This is a genomic window from Gottfriedia sp. NPDC058432 (assembly GCF_042721555.1).
Taxonomy (GTDB): Bacteria; Bacillota; Bacilli; order Bacillales; family Bacillaceae_G; genus Gottfriedia.
In genome coordinates this window covers 143,212-168,805 of sequence record NZ_JBHXLC010000003.1, presented here as the reverse complement: position 1 = coordinate 168,805, position 25,594 = coordinate 143,212, and the positions used below count along the sequence as shown (strand labels likewise).

Here is a 25,594-nt window from a genome sequence, read left to right as displayed (position 1 = left end):
TCGAGTATTAATTTGATACTTTAAGAAAAAGCGGGATTCTTCCCGCTTTTTCTTATACATATCGATTTAAAATTACTGATGAATTGTATTTTAAATTTATAAATATTTATTCTCTTTTTCTCGTTAGTTGATTTCTTTACTAAACATAGGAGATAATAGAGAATATACGATTTTTTTACATAATTAGTTTAGACTTTGAATTGTAAATTAGAGAGGGGTATTTATACCATATGGAACAACAAAAGCACGTTTTTTCCACGGAGCTTGCTGGTAAAACTCTTACTGTTGAAGTAGGACAATTAGCAAAGCAAGCAAATGGAGCAGTTTTAGTAAGATACGAAGATACTGTCGTATTAGCAACAGCAACTGCATCAAAGGAACCTAAAAAAGTTAGCTTTTTCCCATTAACAGTAAACTACGAAGAGCGTTTATATGCAGTAGGTAAAATTCCTGGTGGATTTATTAAACGTGAAGGTAGACCAAGTGAAAAAGCAATATTAGCGAGTCGACTAATTGACCGCCCAATTCGACCATTATTTGCAGATGGATTCCGTAATGAAGTACAGGTAATCAGCATGGTAATGAGCGTTGATCAAGATTGTTCATCAGAAATGGCTGCTATGTTTGGTAGTTCTCTAGCTCTATGTGTATCTGACATTCCTTTTAACGGCCCAATTGCTGGAGTTGTAGTTGGTCGTATTAATGGCGAATTTGTTATAAATCCAACTGTTGAGCAAGCTGAAAACAGTGACATTCATTTAACAGTTGCTGGAACGAAAGATGCAATTAACATGGTTGAAGCTGGAGCTAATGAAGTGCCAGAAGAAGTAATGCTTGAAGCAATTATGTTTGGACATGAAGAAATTAAAAAATTAATCGCGTTCCAAGAAGAAATAGTAGCACAAATTGGGAAAGAAAAAATGGAAATTAAGCTTCATGAACTTGATGCTGAATTAGAAAAACAAATTCGCGATATTTGTGAAACAGAATTAAATGCAGCTATTCAAGTTCATGAAAAACATGCTCGTGAAGCTGCGATCAATGAAGTAAAAGAACGTGTTGTACTTCAGTTTGAAGAAAATGAAGCAGACGAAGAGATTATTGGACAAGTTAAAGAAATCCTTTCAATGCTAGTAAAAGAAGAAGTGCGTCGTTTAATCACAGTTGAAAAAGTTCGTCCTGATGGAAGAAAATTAGATGAAATCCGTCCATTATCATCACAAGTTGGTTTATTACCACGTACTCATGGTTCTGGATTATTCACACGTGGACAAACTCAAGCACTAAGCATTTGTACACTAGGTGCACTAGGTGACGTGCAAATTCTTGATGGATTAGGCATAGAAGAATCAAAACGTTTTATGCACCATTATAATTTCCCACAATTTAGTGTTGGTGAAACAGGACCAATTCGTGGACCAGGTCGCCGTGAAATTGGACATGGAGCATTAGGTGAAAGAGCACTTGAGCCAAGTATTCCAGATCAAAAAGATTTCCCATACACAATCCGCCTTGTATCAGAAGTACTTGAATCAAATGGTTCTACTTCACAAGCAAGTATTTGTGCAAGTACTCTAGCAATGATGGATGCTGGTGTACCAATTAAAGCACCAGTTGCAGGTATTGCAATGGGATTAATTAAATCTGGTGAACATTATTCAGTTCTTACAGACATTCAAGGTATGGAAGATCACTTAGGTGATATGGACTTTAAAGTTGCGGGAACAGCTAAAGGTGTAACTGCACTTCAAATGGACATTAAAATTGATGGTTTATCAGAACAAATCTTAAAAGAAGCATTAGAACAAGCAAAAATCGGTCGTATGCAAATTCTTGATTCAATGCTAGCTACAATTAGCGAACCAAGAACAGCATTATCTGAGTTTGCTCCAAAAATCTTAATGATGACAATTAACCCAGATAAAATTAAAGATGTTATTGGACCAGGTGGAAAACAAATCAATAAAATTATTGAAGAAACTGGCGTAAAAATTGACATCGAACAAGATGGAACAGTATTTATTTCATCTGTAGATCAACCTATGAATGAACGTGCAAAACAAATTATCGAAGACCTTGTTCGTGAAGTAGAAGTAGGTCAATTATACATGGGTAAAGTAAAACGAATAGAAAAATTCGGCGCATTCGTTGAAATCTTTGCAGGTAAAGATGGATTAGTCCATATTTCTGAACTTGCAGAAGAACGCATCGCAAAAGTTGAAGACGTGGTTTCACTTGGAGACGAAATCCTAGTAAAAGTAACTGAAATCGACAAGCAAGGACGAGTAAACCTATCTCGCAAAGCTGTATTAAAAGAACAAAAAGAAAAAGCTGAGCAACAATAAATGTGGAGCAAGCTCGTCCAGCTCTGAATGGAATATTACCGAAGAGCTAGCTTGCGGAACTAGACATCACGAAAAGCGGAAGGCGTTCGCTCTTCCTTAATAAATAAAAAAACAGGTTCATATAAAAATGAACCTGTTTTTTTATTTATTTTACTTCCACTCCTCTTCTAAATCCCACTCTTTTAATTTTCCAGAATTTAATGTGTGTGTAAAAAATTTTTGGTTACAATAAGGAAAGTAGAACTAGAAATGACCAGATCAATTAGTTATTGCTAATTTTTTCGTACATAAGTTGTAGAAGCTTGTTCTATATTATTAAAAAATATCATATTCCTTCTAGTAGGAGGGTGTCAGGAAATGAGTAAAAGTCGGTTTAAAGTCTTAGCAATCGTTATAGCATTGTTTCTAGCAATTTTAGTCGTTAGAAATCAATATACGAATCAATACGTGAGGAACTTATCTTCAAAATCGTCATTTGTAACAACAAAAACAAATGGATTATATGAAGAAATCAAAACAAAAGCGCCAACTTTCGAGATACCTCCAAAAGATGCTTATGTCGACTCGGTTTGGAAAGCAATACCCGGCTATAACGGTTTAGCAGTTGATATTAATGCGTCATATAAGAAAATGAAGACAAAAGGTAAGTTTGATCAGAATAAACTAGTATTTAAAGAAGTTTCTCCAAAAGTTCATTTAAGTGATTTACCACCATCACCAGTGTATAAAGGGAATCCTGAAAAACCAATGGTAGCATTTACAATAAATGTTGCATGGGGGAATGAATTTATTCCAAAAATGTTAGAAGTTTTAAAGAAGCATAATGCAAAAGCAACATTCTTTCTTGAGGGTAGATGGGTAAAAAATAATCCAACTGTCGCTCAACTAATCACTGCTGCAGACCAAGAAGTTGGGAATCATTCTTATACACATCCCGATATGGCAAGATTAGGTAGTCAGCAAATAAGAAATGAAATAACCGAAACAAATTCAGTTATACTAGCTACAACTGATCAAAAAGTTGTATGGTTTGCCCCTCCAAGCGGTAGTTATCGTGATGAAGTAGTTAAAATCGCTTCAAGTTTAGGTATGAAAACAATTATGTGGACAGCAGATACGATTGATTGGCAGAAACCCCCAAGAGAAGTCATTATTAATCGTGTAATGAAAAAAGTAGACAATGGTACAATCGTTCTTATGCATCCAACGAAACCGACAGCTGAGGCACTTGATGAACTTATCACAAAAATAGAGGCATCAGGTAGAAAAGTTGTAAATATTTCAACTTTATTAGATGAAAAACGGTACGATACAATTAAAAAAGTTGAAAACAAATGACAATTACTTTCAGCTTTGTTAAGATGATTGTAAAATATAGTTAAATTTTTCAATCTTATTACAAAAGTGTAAATAGATGGTGTATACATAGGAGGCATTACATGATTGTACGACATACTTGCAAAAATGGAGTCAGAGTAGTAATTGAACATATTTCAACTGTTCGTTCAGTTGCACTTGGAGTCTGGATTAAAACAGGTTCATGCAATGAAACGGCAGAACTGAATGGTGTTTCACATTTTCTTGAGCATATGTTCTTTAAAGGCACTAAAACACGCAATGCGAAAGAAATCGCTGAAAGTTTCGATTCAATTGGTGGACAAGTAAATGCATTTACATCAAAAGAATATACTTGTTATTACGCTAAAGTGTTAGATACTCATGCTGATTACGCGTTAGAAGTATTAGGAGATATGTTTTTTAATTCTACTTTTGATGAAGGTGAATTAGAAAAAGAAAAAAATGTAGTACTTGAAGAAATCAAAATGTATGACGATACACCAGATGATTTAGTGCATGATTTATTAGGTAAAGTTATGTATGAAAATCATCCATTAGGTTATCCGATTTTAGGTACAGAAGAAACATTAAAATCTTTTAACGGCGATACTTTACGTCAGTACATGAAGGATTTTTACACTCCTGATCAAGTAGTTATTTCAATTGCGGGTAATATAGATGAATCTTTTATTAAACGTGTTGAAGATTTATTTGGAAACTATGAGGGTAAAAAGAAAGATATAAACTTTGGAATCCCTACATTACATTATGGTGAAATTGCTCGCAAAAAAGAAACAGAGCAAGCACATCTTTGTGTTGGCTATAGAGGTCTTGAACTTGGACATAGCGATTTATATCCATTAATTGCTTTAAATAATATACTTGGTGGCAGTATGAGTAGTCGATTATTCCAAGATGTTCGTGAACAAAGAGGTCTTGCATATTCAGTTTTCTCTTATCACTCTGCATATCAAGATAGCGGTACAGTTGCAATTTATGCAGGAACTGGAAAAAGCCAATTAAATCAATTGTTTGAAACAATCCAAGAAACATTAAAAGTATTAAATGCAGATGGAATAACAGAAAAAGAATTAAATAATTGTAAAGAGCAATTAAAAGGTAATTTAATGTTAGGCTTAGAAAGCACAAATAGCAGAATGAGCCGTAATGGTAAAAATGAATTAATGCTAGGTAACCACCGTACTTTAGATGAAGTAATTCAACTAATTGATGGTGTAACAATTGATAAAGTAAATGATATTGCGAGGTTTGTATTTACAGATGATTATGCAATTTCATTAGTAAGTCCTGACGGAGTAATTCCAACAAATATTAAACATTAAGTTGAAAAATTAGAGGATCCTGTATTGGATGCTCTTTTTTATTTTTCAAGTGATCGAGAATAGAAATGGTATCTTTAGTATTAAGAAGAAAAATTTTTATTACTAAGATTTTAATAGTTTTTCATTACTGCACCTTAATTTTAGAAAGAATCTTCACCAATGCAATGGAAGATTCATAAGATATTTAGGAGAAAGATGTTAGGCGGTAGTCCTGCTTACAGAGATTAATTTCCATTTACCATAGTGAAGTAAAGAAGGTGAATGCTGCATGTTAACTGGCTTGCATATTGCTGTTATTGGTGGGGACGCCAGACAGCTGGAAGTTATTCGGAAGTTAACAGAGTTAGACGCAAAGGTAACATTAATAGGCTTTGAACAATTAGATAGTGGCTTTACCAGTGCATCAAAAGAATTAATTGCGGATGCTGATTTTAAAGATCTAGATGCAATCCTTTTACCTGTACCAGGTACGAATAATGAAGGAGTTGTCGATACAATTTTTTCAAATGAGAAAGTCGTGCTGACAAAAGAAATTTTAGACAGTACTCCTTCGCATTGTACGATTTATTCTGGAATAAGTAACTCTTACTTAGATAGTATTGTTACAGCTTCAAATCGAAAGTTAGTAAAATTATTTGAACGAGACGATGTAGCTATTTATAATAGTATTCCGACAGTTGAAGGTACGATCATGATGGTCATTCAACATACGGAATACACAATTCATAATTCGAAAGTAGCCGTATTAGGTTTAGGTCGTACAGGAATGAGTGTTGCGAGGACTTTTCATAGTTTGGGTGCAAAAGTAAAAGTAGGGGCTCGTAAATCCGAACATATTGCTAGAATTGTTGAAATGGGCTTAGAAGCTTTTGAATTTAAGAACATTGAAGAGGCATTAAAAGATGTCGATGTTGTTATTAATACTGTTCCTGTTCAAATCGTTACAGCAAGTGTCATTTCAAGATTACAACCACATGCACTAATCATTGATTTAGCATCTAAACCTGGTGGAACAGATTTCCGTTATGCTGAAAAAAGAGGTATTAAGGCATTATTAGCACCAGGTTTACCAGGAATCGTTGCTCCTAAAACAGCAGGTCAAATAATTGGAAACGTACTAACACAGCTATTAAAAGTAGAATTAGACAAAAGGAAGGAGCAACCAAAATGACGTTGAAAGGTAAGAAAATTGGATTTGGTATTACAGGATCACATTGTACTTATGAAGAGGTAGTACCTCAAATTCAAAAGTTAGTGGATGATGGAGCTGACGTATACCCTGTTGTTACTTTTACTGTGAAAAGCACAACAACACGATTTGGTGTAGGAGAAGACTGGATCGAAAAAATAGAAGAAATTACAGGGCGTAAAACAGTTGATTCAATTGTAGGAGCAGAACCATTTGGTCCAAAAGTACAATTAGATTGTATGGTAATTGCACCGTTAACAGGAAATTCAATGAGTAAGTTTGCTAATGCTCAAACTGATAGCCCTGTTTTAATGGCAGCTAAGGCTACTTTGAGAAATGGAAAACCTGTTGTTTTAGGTATTTCTACAAACGATGCTTTAGGTTTAAATGGAACTAATTTAATGTGACTTAGATGGTAATACCAAATCAGTTAACAAGTTCACCTGGGGAGCTTCGGGTAAAGTATAAGTGTAAAATCATCTAGTTTTTGATGTGGTTCTTTTTGATACTCAACTTTAAATAAAACCGATTTAAGCAGTCGATTTTTGAGTTCTATATCAGTTGTTTTGTAATATAAATCCAAAACTTTTTCAAAGGTTGGAATAAATTGTTCGTTTAGCAACTCTCTATTGTGGTATTTAGCCAGTTCATCCAAAATTAATGTCTTACTATTTGAAAGTTCTTTTAGTTGATTAGAGAGGATTTCAGAACGTTCATTGTAAATCGATTCATCATAAACACCACGTTCTAGTAAATTAAATAAATTATTTTTTTGTTTTGCTAATTCACTTAAATCATTTTCGATTTGTTTAAGTGCTTGCTTTTTTAAATTAATTACTTCAAAATCTTCCTCGACGGTTTGATTGGTAAAACTTATTTTGTACTCTTTTAACCAAATTTCTAACCCTTGTAAGAGTTTCTCTTCAATTAAATGGGTATAGGAAGAGCGGGTATTACAGCGGTTATTTGTACACACAATTTGTCTAGGTTTGCCTTTTGGATAACGCTGCTGTAATTTTGATCCGCATTTACTGCAAAAAATTATTCCAGCTAGCTGATTACTTAATTTACTATTATAAGGAGCATGGTACCGACTACTTAAAATATCTTGTGCCACATTGTATATTTCAAGATCAATGATTGCTTCATGTTTTCCATCAACAATTAACCAGTCAGATTTTGGTTTTCTAATACCCTTACTTGATTTTTTATTCCAAGTGACCTTTCCAATATAAATAGGATTTTTTATCATCTCCAAAATGGTATGGTAACTCCACTTTTTTCCAGTATAGGAAGGGATATTCATTTGATTTAAACGGTTAGCTATTTCATTTGCACCAATCAAATCCTTCGTATACCATTCAAAAATACTTTTTACTACCTTTGCTTGATTGCTATTAATACGTAATGAACGGAATTCCTTCGTTTCATAAATCTCATATCCATAAGGTGCAAAGGTTCCTAAATAATTTCCTCTTTGGACTGATAAAATCCGGCCCCGTTGAAGCCTACGAGTAATTATTTTTAATTCTTTTCGCGCCATAAATGCCTCAAATTCACTGTATTCCTCATCAAACTCATCATGAAGGTCATAGGTCTTTCTTGGTGTAATAATTTTTGTTCTAGATGATTTAAACGTCTCTAAAATAATACCCTGTTCCTTCATATTACCGCGTCCAAGACGATCCATATCCATTACTAACACACCATCATATTTAAATTCTTCAACTTCTTGTAAAAGCTTTAACATTTCTGGCCGGTAAACAAGTGATTCACCAGATGCAATTTCCTGTCGGATACAAATGATCTTTAAATCATTTTCCTTAGCGAATTTTAAAAGCTGCTCTTTATGCTTTGATAAGGTCTCACCTTCACCTCTAGCCTCTGCATCTAAATCTGCTCGACTTTTACGTAAGTACAATGCAACTCGTTCCATTTAATCACCTCATAGACTATATATATGTCTAATTAAGGAATTAATTAATTTTTGAATCAATAAACAACAAAAGGTTGGTTAGTCCGTAATAAAACTAAACATACAATGAATTATGGGGGTGGTGATACTGAGTAAACAAACAGAATTTACTGCTACCTATCAATTTGGAAAAACAAAAGTAAATATAATTGCGCCAAATGATGTTACAGAAGAAACTAGAAAGAAAATTATTGAAGAAATTCATACGATTGGCTGGAAGATTGTTAAAGAAGAATTGTATAAGAAAAATGATCAGTAAGATGAATTTAGAAAGCACCTAAAAAAAGGGTGCTTTTTTATTTATTATCTTGATCAATGAAGAATTAGCTATTATACCAAGTGTCTAAATTGCTTAGGTTAACAATTTTTTGTACTTTTATAACGGTAAAAAACTAAATATGCAATTAATTTATCTGCAGATATAATAAGGACCATAATCAAGTTGAATCATGTATTTCAGAAAAATTCTGAGACAGATTATTCATAAATCTGTCATTTTTTTTGCATAACGCTCGTAATTATAGTGATAGTGATTCTAAATATTCATCATGGAGAGGGATGTTGGTTATTATCGAATATCATTTAAAAAAACAATTTTTTACAATGGAAAAATTGATCGAACGTAAACTAGCTGATCAATTAATATTAAATGTAAGAATAAAAGATGTCTTAGAACTAGCTTATAATAACTGGGCTTTAGATTATGCTAAAGGTGTAGTTGCTTTTAATCTTACAAATGGTGAATTAATAGGCTATTCACTTAAAGATAAAAATAATAGAACTAGAAACGAATATGAGATTATTATTTTTGAACTAGATGCAAATGTTGACGTGGAGGATGTAACTGTTTTGATGGGAAATATTGGCATTCGAGCTGTACGGAAATTTTTTGAAATCGACGATGAAACTTTTTCAAAGAATATGGTGTTTTGGACAGAAACCTATTTGCGTTTTCATAATTTGACGATTAAATCAATTAGAGATCGGTTTTTAAAGGTGTTATTTACTGATTATAAACAAACCTTTTATCATACTTGCATTAAAAAACAACTTGATACTGCTTACGCTAAATATAGCGTTCATTACAATCATTAGGGTGAGATATTACAAATTATTTTCCAAAGCTTAATTTTTTGTTTCAATCCCCTATTAAATCCTTTAATCGACTCCTTTTAAAGTCAATAATTATGTGTCCCAAATCAAAGATATTCCATTTAGATCGGTATTATCCTCTAAGTCATAATTTAATGCGTTTAATGAGTACAAAACATATCTATTTTATTCCCTTTGGTCAAGATGATCCAATAAAAAAACCGAATTCATTAGTGGCAAGAATGGATTCATTACTAGATACGGTGAAATCTTCTATTGAAGGCAAACAACTTCAACCTGTTTTAGTTGAAAAATATCGCGATCTACAATAAATATTTTAGAAAAAATAGGACTGAATTATTTTTTCTATGTTAGAATGAAGAAAATTGAGTATGTGTCATTAGGATACATACTCGTTACTATGAAAAGAATTATTCAAGCGAAAACCTTTGAATATAAACTTCATTTGACGTAAACTATTTAATAAAAGTGAAAACAGGGATGGTGCAAAAAAAGTGGGGAATAAACAAAGTTATGTAGTAGCTGTAGTAGGTGCAACTGGAGCAGTTGGACAACAAATGATTGCAACATTAGAGAAAAGAAATTTTCCAATAAAAGAAATTAAATATTTATCTTCAAAACGTTCTGCAGGAACAAAATTAACATATAAAGGTGAAGAAGTAATCGTTCAAGAAGCTACTCCTGAAGCTTTTGAAGGTGTAGATATTGCTTTATTTAGTGCTGGTGGCTCAGTATCAAAAGAACTTGCTCCTGAAGCAGTTAAAAGAGGGGCAGTAGTAGTAGATAACACTAGTGCATTTAGAATGGCTGAAGATGTACCTTTAGTTGTACCTGAAGTAAATGACAAAGATTTATTTAATCATAAAGGTATTATTGCAAATCCTAACTGTTCAACAATCCAAATGGTTGTTGCCCTAGAACCAATTCGTCAATCAATTGGTTTAAATAAAGTTGTAGTTTCAACTTACCAAGCCGTTTCTGGTGCTGGAGTAACAGCAATTGAAGCCTTAAAGGAACAAGCGCAAGCATTCTTAAATGGTGAAGAAGCAACTCCATCAGTATTACCGGTAAAAAGTGGTGAGAAACATTATCAAATTGCTTTTAACGCAATTCCACAAATCGATGTATTTACTGAGAATGGATATACTTATGAAGAAATGAAAATGATCAATGAAACTAAAAAAATCATGCATTTACCTGAATTACAAATTAGTGCAACTTGTGTAAGACTTCCTGTAATTTCTGGTCACTCAGAATCAGTTTATATTGAAGTTGATAAAGAAGTATCGGTAGCTGAACTTAAATCACTTTTAAGTGATGCACCTGGAATCGTTTTACAAGATGATCCAGACCAACAACTATATCCAATGCCATTTTACAGTATTGGACGTAATGAAGTATTTGTAGGACGTATCCGTAAAGACCTAGATAATCCTTTTGGATTCCATTTATGGATCGTTTCAGATAATCTATTAAAAGGTGCTGCTTGGAATTCAGTGCAAATTGCTGAAAGATTAATTGAGTTAAGCATCATTTAGTGAAAACTGCTAGAGAGGTGCAAGAATGAAAATATTAGTCCAAAAATTTGGAGGGACTTCAGTACGTGACGAAAATGGTAGAAAGCACGCACTTAAGCATATAAAAGAAGCATTAGAAAAAGGCTATAAATTAGTAGTAGTAGTATCTGCTATGGGACGAAAAGGTGAACCATATGCAACAGATACACTTTTAAATTTAGTTGGCGCAAAAAAAAGTAAGGTTACACAAAGAGAACTTGATTTATTAATGTCATGTGGTGAAACAATTTCTTCAATTGTTTTTTCAAATTTATTGAATGAAAACGGTATTCATGCAATGGCAATGACAGGTGCATCAGCAGGTTTCCGAACAAATGATGAATTTGGAAATGCAAAAATTCTTGATATGAAATGTAGCCGACTAATTAAAGAGCTAGAAAACTATGATGTTGTAGTTGTCGCAGGATTCCAAGGATCAACATCTAATGGTGATATCACGACATTAGGTAGAGGTGGAAGTGATACTTCAGCTTCTGCACTTGGGGTTGCTGTTAGCGCAGAAACAATCGAAATCTTCACTGACGTTGAAGGCGTAATGACAGCAGATCCAAGGATCGTAAAAGAAGCAAGACCTTTATCAGTAGTTACTTATGCAGAAATTTGTAATATGGCATATCAAGGAGCGAAAGTAATTCATCCTAGGGCTGTAGAAATCGCGATGCAAGGAAAAGTACCTATTCGAATTCGTTCAACTTATTCAAATAGTTTAGGTACACTAGTAACATCTAATCCTACACAACGAATTATTGGTGACAATATTCATGATCGTTTAATTACAGGGATCGCACATGTACCGAATGTTACACAAATTAGAGTAACATCTAAGGAACATACTTTTGATTTACATTCTCAAGTATTTAAAGCAATGGCAAATAAAGGAATAAGCGTAGACTTTATTAATATCTCACCTAATGGTGTAGTATACACTGTAAGTGATGAAGTTGCTTCAAAAGCGATTGAGGTATTAAAAGGAATTGGCTATGAGCCTTCATACACAACTGGATGTGCAAAAGTATCAATAGTTGGTGCTGCAATTGCCGGAGTACCTGGCGTAACTTCAAAAATTGTAACTGCACTAGCTGAAAAAGGTATTCAAATTTTACAATCAGCTGACAGTCACACAACTATTTGGGTGCTTGTCAAAAATGAAGATATGGTCGAAGCGGTTACTGCACTTCATGATGCATTTGAACTTAGTTCAGTTAAAATGGATTAATATTTGATCGGAGTGGAACAATGAGTAGATTTGGTAAAATTTCAACAGCGATGGTAACACCTTTTGACTCAAAAGGAAATATTGATTTTGCAAAAACAACAAAACTTGTGAACTACTTAATTGAGAATGGAACGGATTCAATCGTAGTTTGTGGAACAACTGGAGAATCTCCAACATTAACTTCTGAAGAAAAATTAGCATTAATTAGTCATGTTGTTACAGCTGCAGAAGGAAGAGTACCTGTAATCGCGGGTACTGGAAGTAATAATACTCGTGAAACAGTTGAATTAACGAAAAAGGTATCTGCTTTAGGAGTAGATGCAATTATGGTTGTTGTACCTTATTACAATAAACCAAACCAAGAAGGACTATATCAACACTTTAAAGCAGCGGCTGAAAGTACTGAACTACCTGTTATGTTATATAATGTACCAGGCAGAACAATTGCCAGCCTTACTGTAGATACAGTTGTAAGATTAGCAGGAATTCAAAATGTTGTTGCAATTAAAGATGCAACTGGTAACTTAGGCATAATGACAGAAATTATTGACCGTACTCCTGAAGATTTTGAATTATATTGTGGTGACGACGGCCTAACGCTTCCTGCATTTGCAATTGGTTCAAAGGGAACGGTTTCAGTTGCTTCACACGTGTTAGGAAATGAAATGCAGCAATTAGCTGAAAGCTTCTTCACAGGAGATATGGCGAAAGCGCAATTCTTACACCGTAAACTATTACCATTATTTGACGGATTCTTCATGGCGCCAAGTCCAAGTCCAATTAAAACAGCTTTACAAATGAAAGGTTTAGATGTTGGTGGAGTTCGTTTACCGCTTGTACCACTTTCAGAAGCTGAACGTACAACTTTAAGTATTTTAATAAATAAATTAGACGAAGCATTACAAAATAATTAATAACAAAACCACTTACGTACAGTCCAATTTTGGATGGCGTAAGTGGTTTTTTATTAATGGATGGAATCAACCACAAAAAATCCGAATGCTACTATTGAATCACTAAAAATGGTCTCATCATTTCATAGTCCTCGTGTTCCAACATATGACAGTGCCAAACATATAATCCGGTGAATGGCCCAAACCTCATGATTATTCTAGTTACTTGGTTTGGATTAGCTTGAACAGTGTCCTTCCATCCATTTTCTTGTGGTTCAGGTGGAGTCGGTGGATCTGTGTAATGAATGATCCTTTCTTTTTTATACTTTTCTACATCAAAGTTTCTTCGATCTAAGATTTGGAAATCAATTAAGTGAAGATGTATAGGATGAGAATCTGGCGTTAAGTTAATTAAATACCATATTTCGATCGTTCCTAATTTCGGATTTTCTGAAATGGGAGCATCCCAATGTTTGTTATCTAATAACATAATTTCTCGTCCAAATTGATCAATCTTATGATCTAAGGTTAAGTATCGCTTCATTGAAGCAGACAGTTCATTTATTTTTGGAACGGGCACCATATAAGCTGGTATCATACTCGTATCCACGTTGGATAATGGCAAATTAACTTTAAATTGCATCACAGTTCCCGTATTTTCATCAACAGGAATACCAGAGGGAAATGGGGTGGGAGCATCATTCTTCATAGTAATCTTCTTACCTTCAAGATTAGTAAAATCGATAATTACTTCTGCTCGTTCTGCAGGTGATAACATAATCTCATTTATTCCAATCGGATATTGCATGAATCCACGCTCTGTTGCGATTTGATACATAAGTTGACCAGAATCAAGCGTAATTCGAAAAAAGCGTGTGTTAGAACCGTTTAATAACCTAAATCGATATTTTCTTGGTTCCACTTGTAAATAAGGATGTACTTTACCATTCACAATGACTGTATCACCAACAAATTCAGGGATTATAGACGTTTGTAGTTCTTTGATTGGCTGATCTGGTTGTTTTGGATAATAAAGTGAACCATCATGATTAAAACTTTTATCTTGTATCAATAGCGGGATATCATATTGCCCATTCGGTAAATTTAATGAACTTTCCTTTTGATCACTAATGAGATAGAATCCTGCTAAACCAGCATAAATATTAAGCCTTGTAATGCCAAGTGCATGATCATGGTACCAAAGAGTAGAAGCGCAATCACAATTATCATATCGATATACTTGCTTACTAAAATAACGTCCAACTTGTTTATAATCTTTTGTAAACCAAGCTTCAGGATAGCCATCGCTTTCAGGCTCAACACAAGCACCATGTACATGCACTACCGTTCTGACTTGAGGGACATCTTTATTTGCACCATGAACAGTATAGTCGATCGGAAATAAGTGTTTATCAGGGAGATCATTGATCCATTTAATAAACACGGTTTCACCTTTTTCTACTTTAATTGTAGGTCCAGGATAACTTCCTTCATACCCCCAAACAGTCGAGTCATTTAACTCACTATGGAGCGATTGCTTAAACTCCGTCATCGTTACTTCATAATAAGTATAGAAATGATCTTTCCAACGTGGTTTTAAAATTGGTGGAATGGGTAGTTCGTCTACAAATTTAGAAAGATTCATTTTTGAAGGCTCTCTGTCATTAAAATTCATCTAGATCCTCCTTTTCTAAAATATTCATATTCCTGTAATAAGAAATAATTGACCAATCAATCACTACAAAAAAAGAATTTAACTGTTAAAATGAGACACTTTTTGAAAAACTCGTCTAAAAGGAACTGACATTGCAATTTTCTTATCATAAAGAGCTGTCAAAAGGTGCCCTATATTTTTATCGCTTAATTCATATTTCCTTGCTCCTATACATAACAAGGAATGCTGAGGTGGAAACAATCATTTTTATCTTCATCGTTAGCTATAGTCGTATGAGCGTTAAAAATGATTAAAAATACATACCCAAAGTAATCCGATTTTCCTATTTAAGGAAGAATGTATCTTGTTTTACCTGTTCCGACTAGGATATAATGTTTGTAAGATTTTGAACGGTCTGTAAATTTAAAGAATTAACTAGGAGGAACAGGTTGTGGTGAAGGAAATGAAAGAACAAGTAAAAGTTTTTGCCCTTGGTGGGGTAGGTGAAATCGGAAAAAACATGTATATAGTCGAAGTTGGTGAATTGATTTACGTGTTAGATGCAGGTTTAAAATTTCCTGACCAAGAAATGTACGGAATAGATCATGTCATACCTGATGTAAGTTATTTAGAGAAAAACGCACATAAAGTAGTAGGTGTTTTTATAACACATGGACATGAAGATCATATTGGTGCGATTCCATATATTATGAATAAACTTCCACAAGTAAAGTTTTACACGAATAAATTAGCTTATTTATTTATTAGAGAAAAATTAAGTGAAAAGGGCATTAAAAACCTTGAGCAATTTGAACTATATGACGAAACCACTTTATTAACATTTGAAAATAGTTCAATTAGTTTTTTTAGGACTACCCATAGTATTCCAGATTCATTTGGATTTTGTGTAAATACACCACAAGGTGCGGTCGTTTTTACTGGAGACTTCAAATTTGATCAATCGAAAAGTCCTTATCCAGGTGCTGATTTAGGTAAACTAGCACTAATTGGTGATAAAGGTGTTTTATGTTTGCTTTCTGATAGCACAAACGCAGAAAGACAAGGGTTTTCGGGATCTGAGAAGAAAGTATCGGAAGAAATTAAAAAAGAAATTATGAATGCAAAAGGAAGAGTTTTAGTAACTTGCTTTTCTTCAAATATATATCGCATCCAACAGGTTATTAATGCAAGTGTAGCGGCTGGTAGAAAATTAGCAGTAGTCGGAAGCAGTATGATGAAATCGATTGAAATAGCGAAGGAATTAGATTATTTATCGATTCCCGATGATTTAATGATTTCAGTTGTGGATACAGATAATTATAAAGAAAGAGATATTGTCATCCTAACTACAGGTACACAAGGAGAACCGATGGCAGCCCTTTCAAAAATTGCTAAAGGTACGCATAAACAAGTTTCAATCCGAAAAGGTGATACTGTACTAATGTCAGCAACAGCTATTCCAGGAAATGAAATGTTAGTTGCATCTTCTGTTAATCTATTATTTAGAGCTGGCGCAAATGTTATTTATGGCTATAAAAAGGTACACGTATCTGGTCATGGCTATGAAGAAGAATTAAAATTAATGCTTGAATTAATGAAGCCAAAATATTTCATACCAGTTCATGGTGAATATCGAATGCAAAAAGCACATTCACATATTGCGGAAGAAGTCGGAATGGCAAAAGAAGATATTTTTATTGTTGAAAAAGGGGACATCGTTTCGTTTAAAGATGGTCAAGCTTCTCGTACTGAAAAAGTCGATGTTGGCAACGTTTTAATTGACGGAATTGGTGTAGGTGATGTTGGAAATATCGTATTACGTGATCGTAAGCTACTGTCTCAAGATGGAATACTAATTGTTGTGGTAACATTTAACAAGCAAAAGAAAGCAATCATATCCGGCCCAGAAATTATAACTCGTGGCTTTGTGTATGTTCGTGAATCTGAAAAATTAATAACTAGATCAACTGAAATTGTAAAAGACATAACAGAAAAAATGTTGCAGAACGATCAAATTGAATGGACACTATTAAAAAATTCAATTAGAGATGGATTAAGCGCTTACTTATATGAAGAAACAAAAAGAAGACCAATGATTCTTCCAATACTAATGGAAGTATAGTTTTAAATTGTGAGTTACTTCTTATTCTGAGATGGGTATGATTTCCTTATTATTTTCACATACTAACTTGTATGAAAAATGATAGGGGGAACCATTTTGACAAATTCAAATAATGAAACACCTATTCCAAACGAAGAAGCACCTCCAAAGCCAAATGATCAAAAGGATATGAGCATTGTTGAAAAAATTCAACAGCTAGGACAAACAAATGTTCCAGCAAGCAATGATTCAAAAATTCATTGTCTAACGATAATTGGGCAAATTGAAGGGCATGTAGCATTACCACCTCAAAATAAGACAACTAAATATGAACATTTAATCCCGCAATTAGTTGCAATTGAACAAAATCCTAAGATTGAAGGATTATTAATTGTTCTAAATACTGTCGGTGGAGATGTGGAAGCTGGTCTTGCGATCTCAGAAATGATTGCAACATTAACGAAACCTACTGTATCAATCGTTTTAGGCGGTGGACATAGTATCGGAGTACCGATAGCAGTAAGTACTGACTTTTCATTTATTGCTGAAACGGCAACAATGACGATCCATCCAATTCGTCTAACTGGTTTAGTAATTGGTGTACCTCAAACGTTTGAATATCTTGATAAAATGCAAGAAAGAGTAACTCGTTTTGTTACAAAGCATTCAAATATTACAGAAGAACGTTTCAAGGAATTAATGTTTACAAAAGGTAATTTAACAAGAGATATTGGCTCAAATGTAGTTGGTGGAGATGCAGTAAAATATGGACTAATTGATGATGTAGGTGGCATTGGGCAAGCATTAAGTAAATTGCAGGAATTAATTGACGAACGGAAAGAAAAGTCAAATAAAGGGGAGAATGAATTTTGATTCTTTATACAATTATGCCAATTGAATCGATTTTTCCTGTTGATCAACAAGAATACACATCACAGCAGTTTATGGAATACAATGGTGTTCCAATGTTGGTTGATAGTGTTGGGGGTACAGCTTTTGAAATTAAAAGAATTGTCAGTACCGATCCGCAGCATTTTATGCAATATTCACCTGGTCAAAGAATTTTAGTTCTTCCAACTTGAGGTAATTATTAACAATACATGGTAAACATATGTTCTGATATGTTATAATAAATTCAATTTAAGGAAGCAGCCAAAAGGCTGCTTTCTTTGGCGAATCTGCAAATTTTGATGGGGGTGAATTACATGGCAAAGCAGAAGCAGCAAAAATCAAAAGCTCGAAAATCAGTAAGTGGCAATGGTTCAATATGGTATGAAATTAGTGGATTAATATTTTTAGCCCTATCAATCGTAACAATTTTAAAACTTGGTATTGTAGGTAAAGCTTTTGTATTATTCTTGAGATTCTTCTTTGGGGAATGGTACATGCTTAGCTTTCTTTTTATAATCGGTTTATCTGCATATAGCATAATTTATCGAAAAAGACCTCCATTTGTTTCGAGTATTACGATTGGTGGATTGTTAATCTTCTTTAGTATATTGATGTTTAGTCATGTTACTCTATTTGATTTATTAGCAAAAAATAATCAATTTCCTGATCAATCTGTCATAAAAAGTACGCTAGATTTATTCTTAATTGAAGCCAAGGGTAAAATTAGTACGGTGGATCTTGGTGGAGGTATGATTGGAGCGATACTTTTTGCAGTTTTATATTTCTTATTTGATCGAACCGGTGCAATTCTATTCGGAATCATTGCAATAGTCGCGGGAGTTTTATTTATTACTGGTAAGCCACTTGGCGGTTATTTGTATCAATATATAATGCCAAAAGTAAGAAATTTAATTTCAGATACATGGAAGGATTTTACAAATTTCTGGAAACGTGGTCGTGAACAAAAAACTACTAGTAGACGAGCTGAGGCTAAACAAAAGAGAAAAGCAAGGAAAGATTCATATGAAGACAATGATCATGATGAAGAAGTGTCAAATGGTAATAGCTTAAATTATCAAGTTAAAAATTCATATGAAAATGAGAACATCGAGCCGAAAAAAGAAATTCAAATCGAATATTCTCCTACATATCAGGCACCTAAGGAACCAGAATTGATAATTGCAAATAATTCAAATCAAATCCAGGCTCATTTTGCAGAGGAAGACGATCAGTCAATCGAATTGCCAGTTGCAGAAGTAGGAATTGATGATAAGGTAGATTACGTATTGCCATCAATGGATTTATTAGCCTATCCAAAGGGTGCTAAAAAACGTGAAAATGAGTCTAAGCTTAAGGAAAATGCGGACAAGCTTGAAAGAACATTTCAAAGTTTCGGTGTAAAGGCTACAGTAACAAAAGTACATCATGGACCTGCGGTAACAAAATATGAAGTTTACCCTGAAGCAGGGGTAAAAGTTAGTCGTATTGTAAATCTTAGTGATGATTTAGCACTTGCACTTGCAGCCAAAGACATTCGAATTGAAGCTCCAATTCCAGGTAAATCTGCGGTTGGTATTGAAGTACCTAATACGAATATAACGACTGTATTACTTAGAGAAGTTCTCGAAGCAAAAAATCCGAAATTACAAAATCCATTAGCTGTATCGTTAGGAAAAGATATTGCCGGTGATGCTGTATTTGCAGAGCTTAATAAAATGCCGCATTTACTAGTAGCTGGGGCTACAGGTAGTGGGAAAAGTGTATGTATAAATGGAATCATTGTTAGTATCCTAATGAATGCAAAACCATCTGAAGTAAAGTTAATGTTAATCGATCCGAAGATGGTTGAATTGAATGTTTATAATGGTATTCCACATTTGCTAACTCCTGTTGTAACAAATCCTAAAAAGGCTTCACAAGCGTTACGAAAAGTTGTTAGTGAAATGGAAAGAAGATATGAGCTTTTTTCTCATTCAGGTACTAGAAATATCGAAGGTTATAACGAATTAACTAAACAAAATAATACGATGACTGATTCAAAACAACCTTTATTACCATTTATCGTCGTGATTGTTGATGAGTTAGCAGACTTAATGATGGTAGCTTCGAGTGATGTGGAAGATTCAATCACTAGATTAGCTCAAATGGCACGTGCAGCGGGTATCCATTTAATTATTGCTACACAAAGACCGTCTGTTGACGTTATCACGGGTGTCATTAAAGCAAATATACCTTCTCGAATTGCTTTTAGTGTATCTTCTCAAACAGATTCTCGTACAATACTTGATACTGGTGGAGCAGAAAAACTATTAGGAAGAGGAGATATGTTATATCAACCAATTGGTGCATCTAAACCAATTCGAGTACAAGGAGCATTTTTATCTGATGATGAAGTTGAACGAGTAGTCGAGTTTTCAATCTCTCAACAAAAGGCTCAATACCAAGAAGAAATGATGGTAAAAGAGGAAAAAGATGGGAAATCTGAAGTGAATGATGATCTTTATAATGAAGCTGTTGAGTTAGTATCAAATATGCAATCAGCCTCGGTATCACTACTACAAAGAAGATTTAGAATTGGTTATACAAGAGCTGCAAGATTAATTGATGCTATGGAAGATAATGGTATAGTTGGTCCGTATGAAGGTAGTAAACCTAGGGAAGTATTAATTAGTAAACCAGTGGAAGATGAGCAAGCCTTGTCTTAACAAAAAAGAAAAAATTGTCGAAACATTATTGACATTTTTAGACATAGAATGATATTATTTCTTCAGATAAATTGATAGTCCTCATATAATATCGACATGATGGGTCGGAAGTTTCTACATTGCAACCAATATTTGCAATACTATGGGGAAAAAGCATTATTATGGAGAAATGGTTTATATTTACGAAATCAAAAACTCTTATAATCTAGCTTTTTCACTAAGTGGAACTGTAGATTATAAGAGTTTTTTTATGTTAAATATGAACAAATGATTCATTAACGTAATAAAAAATAAAGCGTTTTCAAAAAAGTGTTGAAATGAGTAAAAAATAACAGTATAGTAAAGAAGGATTATACGACAGATGTCTAACAACTGATGTCTGAAATCCGAAGTTTGGGGGATGGGAAATGAAGATTAAAACAGACACCAGATTACTTTATCTCCAAGTGATGGATCGAATCAAACAAGATATTGAGAACGGTATTTACCTGCCACATCATAAGTTACCATCAGAGTATGAGTTATCTAAAATATTTGGAGTATCAAGAGCAACATTAAGAGAAGCATTAAGAGTTTTAGAAGAAGAAAATATCTTAGTTAGAAGACACGGGGTCGGCACATTTGTAAAACCGAAACCAATTTTTAGGACAGGCATTGAACAATTAAGTAGTGTCTCAGAAATGATTATTGATGCAGGTAAAGAACCTGGTACAATCTTCCTATCTTCTAAACTATTAGTTCCTACGAAAGAAGATTTAAAAAGCTTTACAATCACAGAAGATGATCGTATGCACGTTGTTGAAAGAATTCGAACAGCAAATGGTGAACCTGTAGTTTATTGCATTGATAAATTACCAACTAATTATTTTAAACAGGTTCCATCATATGAAGATCATTCGTTCTTTACTTTCATCAAAAAAGAAACTGGACGTAATATCGAATATTCAAGTGCAAGAATTGAACCAATAGGTTACCACGATAAAGTTTCTCCTTTATTACAGTGTGAACCAGATGTTTCATTATTATTAATCGAACAGTTACATTTTGACGATTTAAACCGAGCAGTATTACATTCTTATAATTACTTCAGAGCGGATCAGTTCAGTTTTAATGTTTTAAGAAAAAGAAATTAAAATTGTATAGCCAAATTAATATTTACGAAAAATAAGTTTTGGCTGGTTTTTCAAATATTGTTTACTGAAATTTCATTAAATTATTAGGGAGGTGGATCGTTAAGTTAACGATTATATACCAAGCTAGTACAAAAGTAAATAAAAATTTAAGGGGGCAAAATTTTTATGAAGATGAAAAAAGCTGGTCTTGTTCTTTCAATGGCCTTAGCAGCAGGTACAATGTTAGGTGCTTGTGGTAAAGGTGGAGATACAAATGACGCAAAAGGTGCATTTAAAGTAGGTATGGTAACTGACTCAGGTACAATTGATGATAAGTCATTTAACCAAGGTACTTGGGAAGGGATCCAAGCAGGAGCTAAAGAATTAGGTTTCAATCTTAAGAATGATACAAAATACTTAAAACCTGCTGGCGAAACTGAAGCTGATTATTTAAAAGAAATTGGTAACTTAAATGATGCGGACTTTAAATTTATCGTTACTCCAGGTTTTAAATTTGAAACAGCAATTTATAAAGCGCAAGATAAATATAAAGATGACAAATTTGTAATTATCGATGGTACACCACACTCTGCTAAAGATTATACGCCAGATGTAAAGAAAAACACTGTTTCAATTTTCTTCTCTGAACATGAAGCTGGTTACCTAGCTGGTATTGCTACAGCAGTTCAATTAAAAACTGGTGATGTTGGATTTATCGGTGGTATGGAAATTCCAGCAGTTCAAAAATACAACTGGGGATTCCAACAAGGTATTAAGTATGCAAACGAAAACCTTGGAACAAGCATTTCTTTAAAAGCTAATAACGTAGTATATTCTGGAAGCTTTACAGACAAAGCAGCAGGTCAGCAAATTGCAGCTCAAATGTATGACCGTGGAGTTAAAGCAATTTTCTCTGCAGCAGGTGGAGTAGGACAAGGTGCTATTACTGAAGCTAAAAACAGAGTAGCTAGTGGTAAAGTAGCATGGGTTGTTGGTGTTGACGTAGATCAGTACTCTGATGGTGTTTATAAAGATAACAAATCAGTAATCTTAACTTCAGCTATGAAAGGTGTAGCTAAAGCAGCATCTGATATGGTAAAAGCTGAAAAAGATAAAAAATTCCCTGGTGGACAAACTTTAACTTACGATGCAAAAAATGATGGTATTGGTTTACCAAAAGAAAATCCAAACTTAAGTTCTGAAACTTTAACAAAAGTTCAAGATGTATTTAACAAAATTAAGTCTGGTGAAATTGTAGTAGCAAGTGAAAGAGGAAATTTAATTAAGTAATTAAATTTCTAATGAATAAATGATAGAAGAAGCATAGGAAAGGAGACCCTTTTATATGCTTCTTCTACCCTATAAATAATTTTGACTTTTCATGCTTTAATCAATTGTAAGCACTTATATTGGTAATGCTTCCAATTGATTAGGGCATGACTATCGGGTGAGAGAGTAAACCCCTCCCTAAATAAAAAATATAGAAAAATATTTCGAAATCAAGTAAAACTTTAAAAATAAATGACTTCGTAATATACAAGGAGGAAAATTATGGAATATGTAGTGGAGATGCTAAATATAACAAAAGAGTTTCCTGGCATTATAGCGAATGACAATATTACACTACGATTAAAAAAAGGGGAAGTTCATGCTTTATTAGGTGAAAACGGAGCAGGGAAATCAACTTTAATGTCCGTCCTTTTTGGAATGTACACACCTGAAAAAGGAATTATAAAAGTAAAAGGTAAAGAAGTTAAAATTTCAAATCCCAATGTTGCAAATGAATTAGGAATCGGAATGGTTCACCAACATTTTAAATTAGTTTCAAATTTTACAGTCACAGAAAATATTATTCTAGGTCTTGAACCTAAAAAAGGTCTAGTAGTAGATATCAAGACTGCAGCAAAACGTATTGAAGAGCTTTCTAAAACTTACGGTTTAAACGTAGATCCTTATGCAAAGATTGAAGATATTACAGTAGGGATGCAACAAAGAGTCGAAATTTTAAAAACTTTATATCGTAATGCTGAAGTACTAATCCTAGATGAGCCAACAGCAGTACTTACTCCACAAGAGATACAAGATTTAATGAAGATTATTAAAAACTTGATTAATGAAGGCAAGTCAATCATTATCATTACACATAAGTTAAAAGAAATTAAAGCTGTTGCAGATCAATGTACAGTCATTCGTCACGGAAAATACATCGGTACTGTTGATGTAAAACAAACTTCTGAATCTGAAATGGCATCTATGATGGTCGGACGTCAGGTGTCTTTCAAGGTAGATAAAGTAGAATCAAAACCTGGCGAAGTTGTACTAGATGTAAATAATTTAAGTGTCAAAAATAATAAAAAAGTTTTAGGTTTAAAAAATGCTACTCTTCAAGTTCGAGCAGGTGAAATCGTTGGGATTGCCGGAGTTGAAGGGAATGGACAATCTGAACTTGTTGAAGCAATTACAGGTTTAAGACCGATTGAAGAAGGTTCTATTTTATTAAAAAATCAAGATATTACAAAACACAGTATCCGTGAGCGAATTAAAAGCGGTATTGCTCATATTCCAGAGGATCGTCAAAAAAGAGGACTTGTACTTGAATATACAATTGAAGAAAACGTTGTTCTAGAAATTTATAATCAAGAACCTTTCTCCAAATATGGTGTTTTAGATAAAGCTGCGATTGCCAAACATGCAAAGAAAATCATTGAAGAATTCGATGTTCGCTCTGGTGAAGGCGCGAAAACAGTCGTTGAATCAATGTCTGGAGGAAACCAGCAAAAAGCAATCATCGGTCGCGAAATCGAACTTAAGCCTGAGTTATTAATTGCATGTCAGCCAACACGTGGATTAGACGTTGGTTCGATTGAGTATATTCATAAGAGATTAATAGAGCAAAGAGATAGTGGAAAAGCTGTTCTACTAATCTCGTTAGAACTAGACGAAGTTCTTAATTTATCTGACCGCATTGCAATCGTAAATGCAGGTGAAATCATTGATATCGTTAATGCCAAAGACACAAATGAAGATGAATTAGGATTAATGATGGCTGGTATAAGGAGAGGTGAAGGGGCATGAAAAAGGGAGGAATTATTTCTTTAATTGCCGTAGTATTAGGTTTACTAGCTGGAGCATTATTAATTTTTGTAACAGGTAATGATCCGATTGAAGGGTTTAATTATTTATTCCAAGGTGGATTAAAAGATCCGGAGCGTATTGGTAATACACTTGCTACTGCTACTCCGTTAATTTTAACAGGACTTTCTGTTGCGTTTGCATTCAGAACAGGTTTATTTAATATCGGTGCAGCTGGCCAAATGCTTTTTGCAGGGTTTTGTGCTTCAGCAGTTGGTTTAACAGTAGATTTACCAACGTTGATCTTAGTTCCGTTTATGGTAATTGTTGCTTTTATTGCAGGAGCAGCTTGGGCATTTATTCCAGGTCTACTAAAAGCTAGGTTTAATGTTCACGAAGTAGTTTCTACGATCATGATGAACTGGATTGCATACTGGACAGTTTATTATTTAGTACCACAATATTTTAAAGGTAGCACTGAAACAGAGTCAAAAATGCTTGCAGATGCTGCAACATTAAAAATGCCATTTTTATCAAATTTATTTGGTGGTTCATATATTAACTTCGGTTTATTTATCGCAGTTATTATGGTAATCGTTGTTTCATTCATTATTAATCGTACAGTATTAGGTTATGAATTAAAGGCTGTAGGTTACAACCGTAGTGCTGCTGAATACGCGGGTATTTCAGTAAATAGAAATGTTATTTTATCAATGATGATTTCAGGTGGACTTGCTGGACTAGCGGGTGTTGTTCAATTCGCTGGTAATGCATCACTAATTCAAATTGGGGTTTTACCTACTGAAGGATTCGACGGAATTGCCGTGGCACTTTTAGGAATGAATACACCAATTGGCGTATTTTTCTCAGCTATTTTCTTTGGACTATTATATTCTGGTAAAGGCTTTATGAGTGCAATGACTTCAATTCCACCAGATATTGCTGATGTTATCATTGCAATCATTATCTATTTCTCTGCAACTAGTATTTTAATTAAAAAAGTTATCGATCGAGTATCCAAATCACGCAAATACAAAAACAGCAATGTAGGAGAGAAGGTGAAATAAGGC

At 33.8% G+C, this 25,594-nt stretch carries 19 protein-coding genes, 2 pseudogenes and 1 riboswitch; of the genes and pseudogenes, 19 read left to right on the top strand and 2 right to left on the bottom strand.

What is annotated here, in order from left to right; translation table 11 throughout:
• Positions 1-230: 230 nt before the first annotated feature.
• The 5 genes and pseudogenes from pnp to dpaB all read left to right on the top strand — a co-directional run.
• On the top strand, positions 231-2,345 hold the full coding sequence (gene pnp, locus ACFWM3_RS04995) for a polyribonucleotide nucleotidyltransferase (protein ID WP_390310549.1): 2,115 nt from the start codon (positions 231-233) through the stop codon (positions 2,343-2,345).
• Positions 2,346-2,702: 357 nt separating this feature from the next.
• A complete protein-coding gene (locus ACFWM3_RS04990) occupies positions 2,703-3,683 on the top strand; it encodes a polysaccharide deacetylase family protein (RefSeq protein ID WP_390310547.1) in 981 nt (326 codons plus the stop codon).
• A gap of 101 nt (positions 3,684-3,784) precedes the next feature.
• On the top strand, positions 3,785-5,026 hold the full coding sequence (locus ACFWM3_RS04985; RefSeq protein ID WP_390310545.1) for a M16 family metallopeptidase: 1,242 nt from the start codon (positions 3,785-3,787) through the stop codon (positions 5,024-5,026).
• Positions 5,027-5,294: 268 nt separating this feature from the next.
• Complete coding sequence (gene dpaA, locus ACFWM3_RS04980) at positions 5,295-6,197, top strand: dipicolinic acid synthetase subunit A (RefSeq protein ID WP_056470800.1); 903 nt, start codon at positions 5,295-5,297, stop codon at positions 6,195-6,197.
• Positions 6,194-6,619, top strand: a pseudogene (gene dpaB / locus ACFWM3_RS04975) (dipicolinate synthase subunit B); the annotation flags it as partial. The gene dpaA and the pseudogene dpaB, both read left to right, overlap by 4 nt.
• Before the next feature lie 35 nt (positions 6,620-6,654).
• Here the strand turns inward: dpaB and ACFWM3_RS04970 are convergent.
• Entirely contained in the window at positions 6,655-8,151 is a 1,497-nt protein-coding gene (locus ACFWM3_RS04970; protein WP_390310543.1) for a recombinase family protein, read from the bottom strand.
• Between the two features lie 121 nt (positions 8,152-8,272).
• Between ACFWM3_RS04970 and ACFWM3_RS04965 the strand changes: the two genes are divergently transcribed.
• The 6 genes and pseudogenes from ACFWM3_RS04965 to dapA all read left to right on the top strand — a co-directional run bounded on the left by ACFWM3_RS04965 (position 8,273) and on the right by dapA (position 13,010).
• Entirely contained in the window at positions 8,273-8,449 is a 177-nt protein-coding gene (locus ACFWM3_RS04965; RefSeq protein ID WP_156339668.1) for a cell division protein FtsZ, read from the top strand.
• Between the two features lie 302 nt (positions 8,450-8,751).
• Positions 8,752-9,285: a hypothetical protein gene (locus ACFWM3_RS04960; RefSeq protein ID WP_390310541.1), complete on the top strand. Its 534-nt coding sequence runs from the start codon at positions 8,752-8,754 to the stop codon at positions 9,283-9,285.
• Positions 9,286-9,431: 146 nt separating this feature from the next.
• Positions 9,432-9,614: pseudogene (spoVFB, locus tag ACFWM3_RS04955) on the top strand (dipicolinate synthase subunit B); the annotation flags it as partial.
• 183 nt (positions 9,615-9,797) lie between these two features.
• Positions 9,798-10,841, top strand: a complete 1,044-nt coding sequence (asd, locus tag ACFWM3_RS04950; protein WP_056470790.1) for an aspartate-semialdehyde dehydrogenase — start codon at positions 9,798-9,800, stop codon at positions 10,839-10,841.
• Between the two features lie 25 nt (positions 10,842-10,866).
• Positions 10,867-12,096: an aspartate kinase gene (dapG, locus tag ACFWM3_RS04945; RefSeq protein ID WP_390310539.1), complete on the top strand. Its 1,230-nt coding sequence runs from the start codon at positions 10,867-10,869 to the stop codon at positions 12,094-12,096.
• A gap of 20 nt (positions 12,097-12,116) precedes the next feature.
• A complete protein-coding gene (gene dapA, locus ACFWM3_RS04940; protein ID WP_390310537.1) occupies positions 12,117-13,010 on the top strand; it encodes a 4-hydroxy-tetrahydrodipicolinate synthase in 894 nt (297 codons plus the stop codon).
• Between the two features lie 91 nt (positions 13,011-13,101).
• Here the strand turns inward: dapA and ACFWM3_RS04935 are convergent, their stop codons facing one another.
• Positions 13,102-14,634, bottom strand: a complete 1,533-nt coding sequence (locus tag ACFWM3_RS04935; RefSeq protein WP_390310668.1) for a multicopper oxidase family protein — start codon at positions 14,632-14,634, stop codon at positions 13,102-13,104.
• A gap of 460 nt (positions 14,635-15,094) precedes the next feature.
• Between ACFWM3_RS04935 and ACFWM3_RS04930 the strand changes: the two genes are divergently transcribed.
• From ACFWM3_RS04930 to ACFWM3_RS04885, 8 genes are all read left to right on the top strand, one after another.
• On the top strand, positions 15,095-16,765 hold the full coding sequence (locus tag ACFWM3_RS04930) for a ribonuclease J (RefSeq protein ID WP_056470780.1): 1,671 nt from the start codon (positions 15,095-15,097) through the stop codon (positions 16,763-16,765).
• Positions 16,766-16,933: 168 nt separating this feature from the next.
• Positions 16,934-17,617 carry a ClpP family protease gene (locus ACFWM3_RS04925; RefSeq protein WP_390310666.1) on the top strand — a complete coding sequence of 228 codons (684 nt, stop codon included), beginning with the start codon at positions 16,934-16,936 and terminating at the stop codon, positions 17,615-17,617.
• Entirely contained in the window at positions 17,614-17,826 is a 213-nt protein-coding gene (locus ACFWM3_RS04920; protein ID WP_056470775.1) for a YlzJ-like family protein, read from the top strand. Before ACFWM3_RS04925 ends, ACFWM3_RS04920 begins: the two co-directional genes overlap by 4 nt.
• Positions 17,827-17,949: 123 nt before the next feature.
• On the top strand, positions 17,950-20,340 hold the full coding sequence (locus tag ACFWM3_RS04915) for a DNA translocase FtsK (protein WP_056470772.1): 2,391 nt from the start codon (positions 17,950-17,952) through the stop codon (positions 20,338-20,340).
• 61 nt (positions 20,341-20,401) lie between these two features.
• Positions 20,402-20,503: riboswitch (purine riboswitch) on the top strand.
• 244 nt (positions 20,504-20,747) lie between these two features.
• Positions 20,748-21,473 carry a GntR family transcriptional regulator gene (locus ACFWM3_RS04910; protein WP_056470769.1) on the top strand — a complete coding sequence of 242 codons (726 nt, stop codon included), beginning with the start codon at positions 20,748-20,750 and terminating at the stop codon, positions 21,471-21,473.
• 171 nt (positions 21,474-21,644) lie between these two features.
• Entirely contained in the window at positions 21,645-22,742 is a 1,098-nt protein-coding gene (locus ACFWM3_RS04905; protein ID WP_216600075.1) for a BMP family lipoprotein, read from the top strand.
• A 261-nt stretch (positions 22,743-23,003) separates the two neighbouring features.
• Positions 23,004-24,527, top strand: a complete 1,524-nt coding sequence (locus tag ACFWM3_RS24980) for an ABC transporter ATP-binding protein (RefSeq protein WP_056470763.1) — start codon at positions 23,004-23,006, stop codon at positions 24,525-24,527.
• On the top strand, positions 24,524-25,591 hold the full coding sequence (locus ACFWM3_RS04885; RefSeq protein WP_056470760.1) for an ABC transporter permease: 1,068 nt from the start codon (positions 24,524-24,526) through the stop codon (positions 25,589-25,591). The genes ACFWM3_RS24980 and ACFWM3_RS04885 overlap by 4 nt, the downstream gene beginning before the upstream one ends.
• Positions 25,592-25,594 lie beyond the last annotated feature (3 nt).

Bases quoted from the DNA above. Each gene is read 5' to 3' on its own strand.
- ACFWM3_RS04970 (WP_390310543.1), bottom strand. From the start codon at position 8,151: ATGGAACGAGTTGCATTGTACTTACGTAAAAGTCGAGCAGATTTAGAT.
- ACFWM3_RS04925 (WP_390310666.1), top strand. From the start codon at position 16,934: ATGAGCATTGTTGAAAAAATTCAACAGCTAGGACAAACAAATGTTCCA.
- pnp (WP_390310549.1), top strand. From the start codon at position 231: ATGGAACAACAAAAGCACGTTTTTTCCACGGAGCTTGCTGGTAAAACT.
- ACFWM3_RS04915 (WP_056470772.1), top strand. From the start codon at position 17,950: ATGGCAAAGCAGAAGCAGCAAAAATCAAAAGCTCGAAAATCAGTAAGT.
- ACFWM3_RS04885 (WP_056470760.1), top strand. From the start codon at position 24,524: ATGAAAAAGGGAGGAATTATTTCTTTAATTGCCGTAGTATTAGGTTTA.
- ACFWM3_RS04935 (WP_390310668.1), bottom strand. From the start codon at position 14,634: ATGAATCTTTCTAAATTTGTAGACGAACTACCCATTCCACCAATTTTA.
- dapA (WP_390310537.1), top strand. From the start codon at position 12,117: ATGAGTAGATTTGGTAAAATTTCAACAGCGATGGTAACACCTTTTGAC.
- ACFWM3_RS04910 (WP_056470769.1), top strand. From the start codon at position 20,748: ATGAAGATTAAAACAGACACCAGATTACTTTATCTCCAAGTGATGGAT.
- dapG (WP_390310539.1), top strand. From the start codon at position 10,867: ATGAAAATATTAGTCCAAAAATTTGGAGGGACTTCAGTACGTGACGAA.
- ACFWM3_RS24980 (WP_056470763.1), top strand. From the start codon at position 23,004: ATGGAATATGTAGTGGAGATGCTAAATATAACAAAAGAGTTTCCTGGC.
- ACFWM3_RS04990 (WP_390310547.1), top strand. From the start codon at position 2,703: ATGAGTAAAAGTCGGTTTAAAGTCTTAGCAATCGTTATAGCATTGTTT.
- ACFWM3_RS04985 (WP_390310545.1), top strand. From the start codon at position 3,785: ATGATTGTACGACATACTTGCAAAAATGGAGTCAGAGTAGTAATTGAA.
- dpaA (WP_056470800.1), top strand. From the start codon at position 5,295: ATGTTAACTGGCTTGCATATTGCTGTTATTGGTGGGGACGCCAGACAG.
- ACFWM3_RS04905 (WP_216600075.1), top strand. From the start codon at position 21,645: ATGAAAAAAGCTGGTCTTGTTCTTTCAATGGCCTTAGCAGCAGGTACA.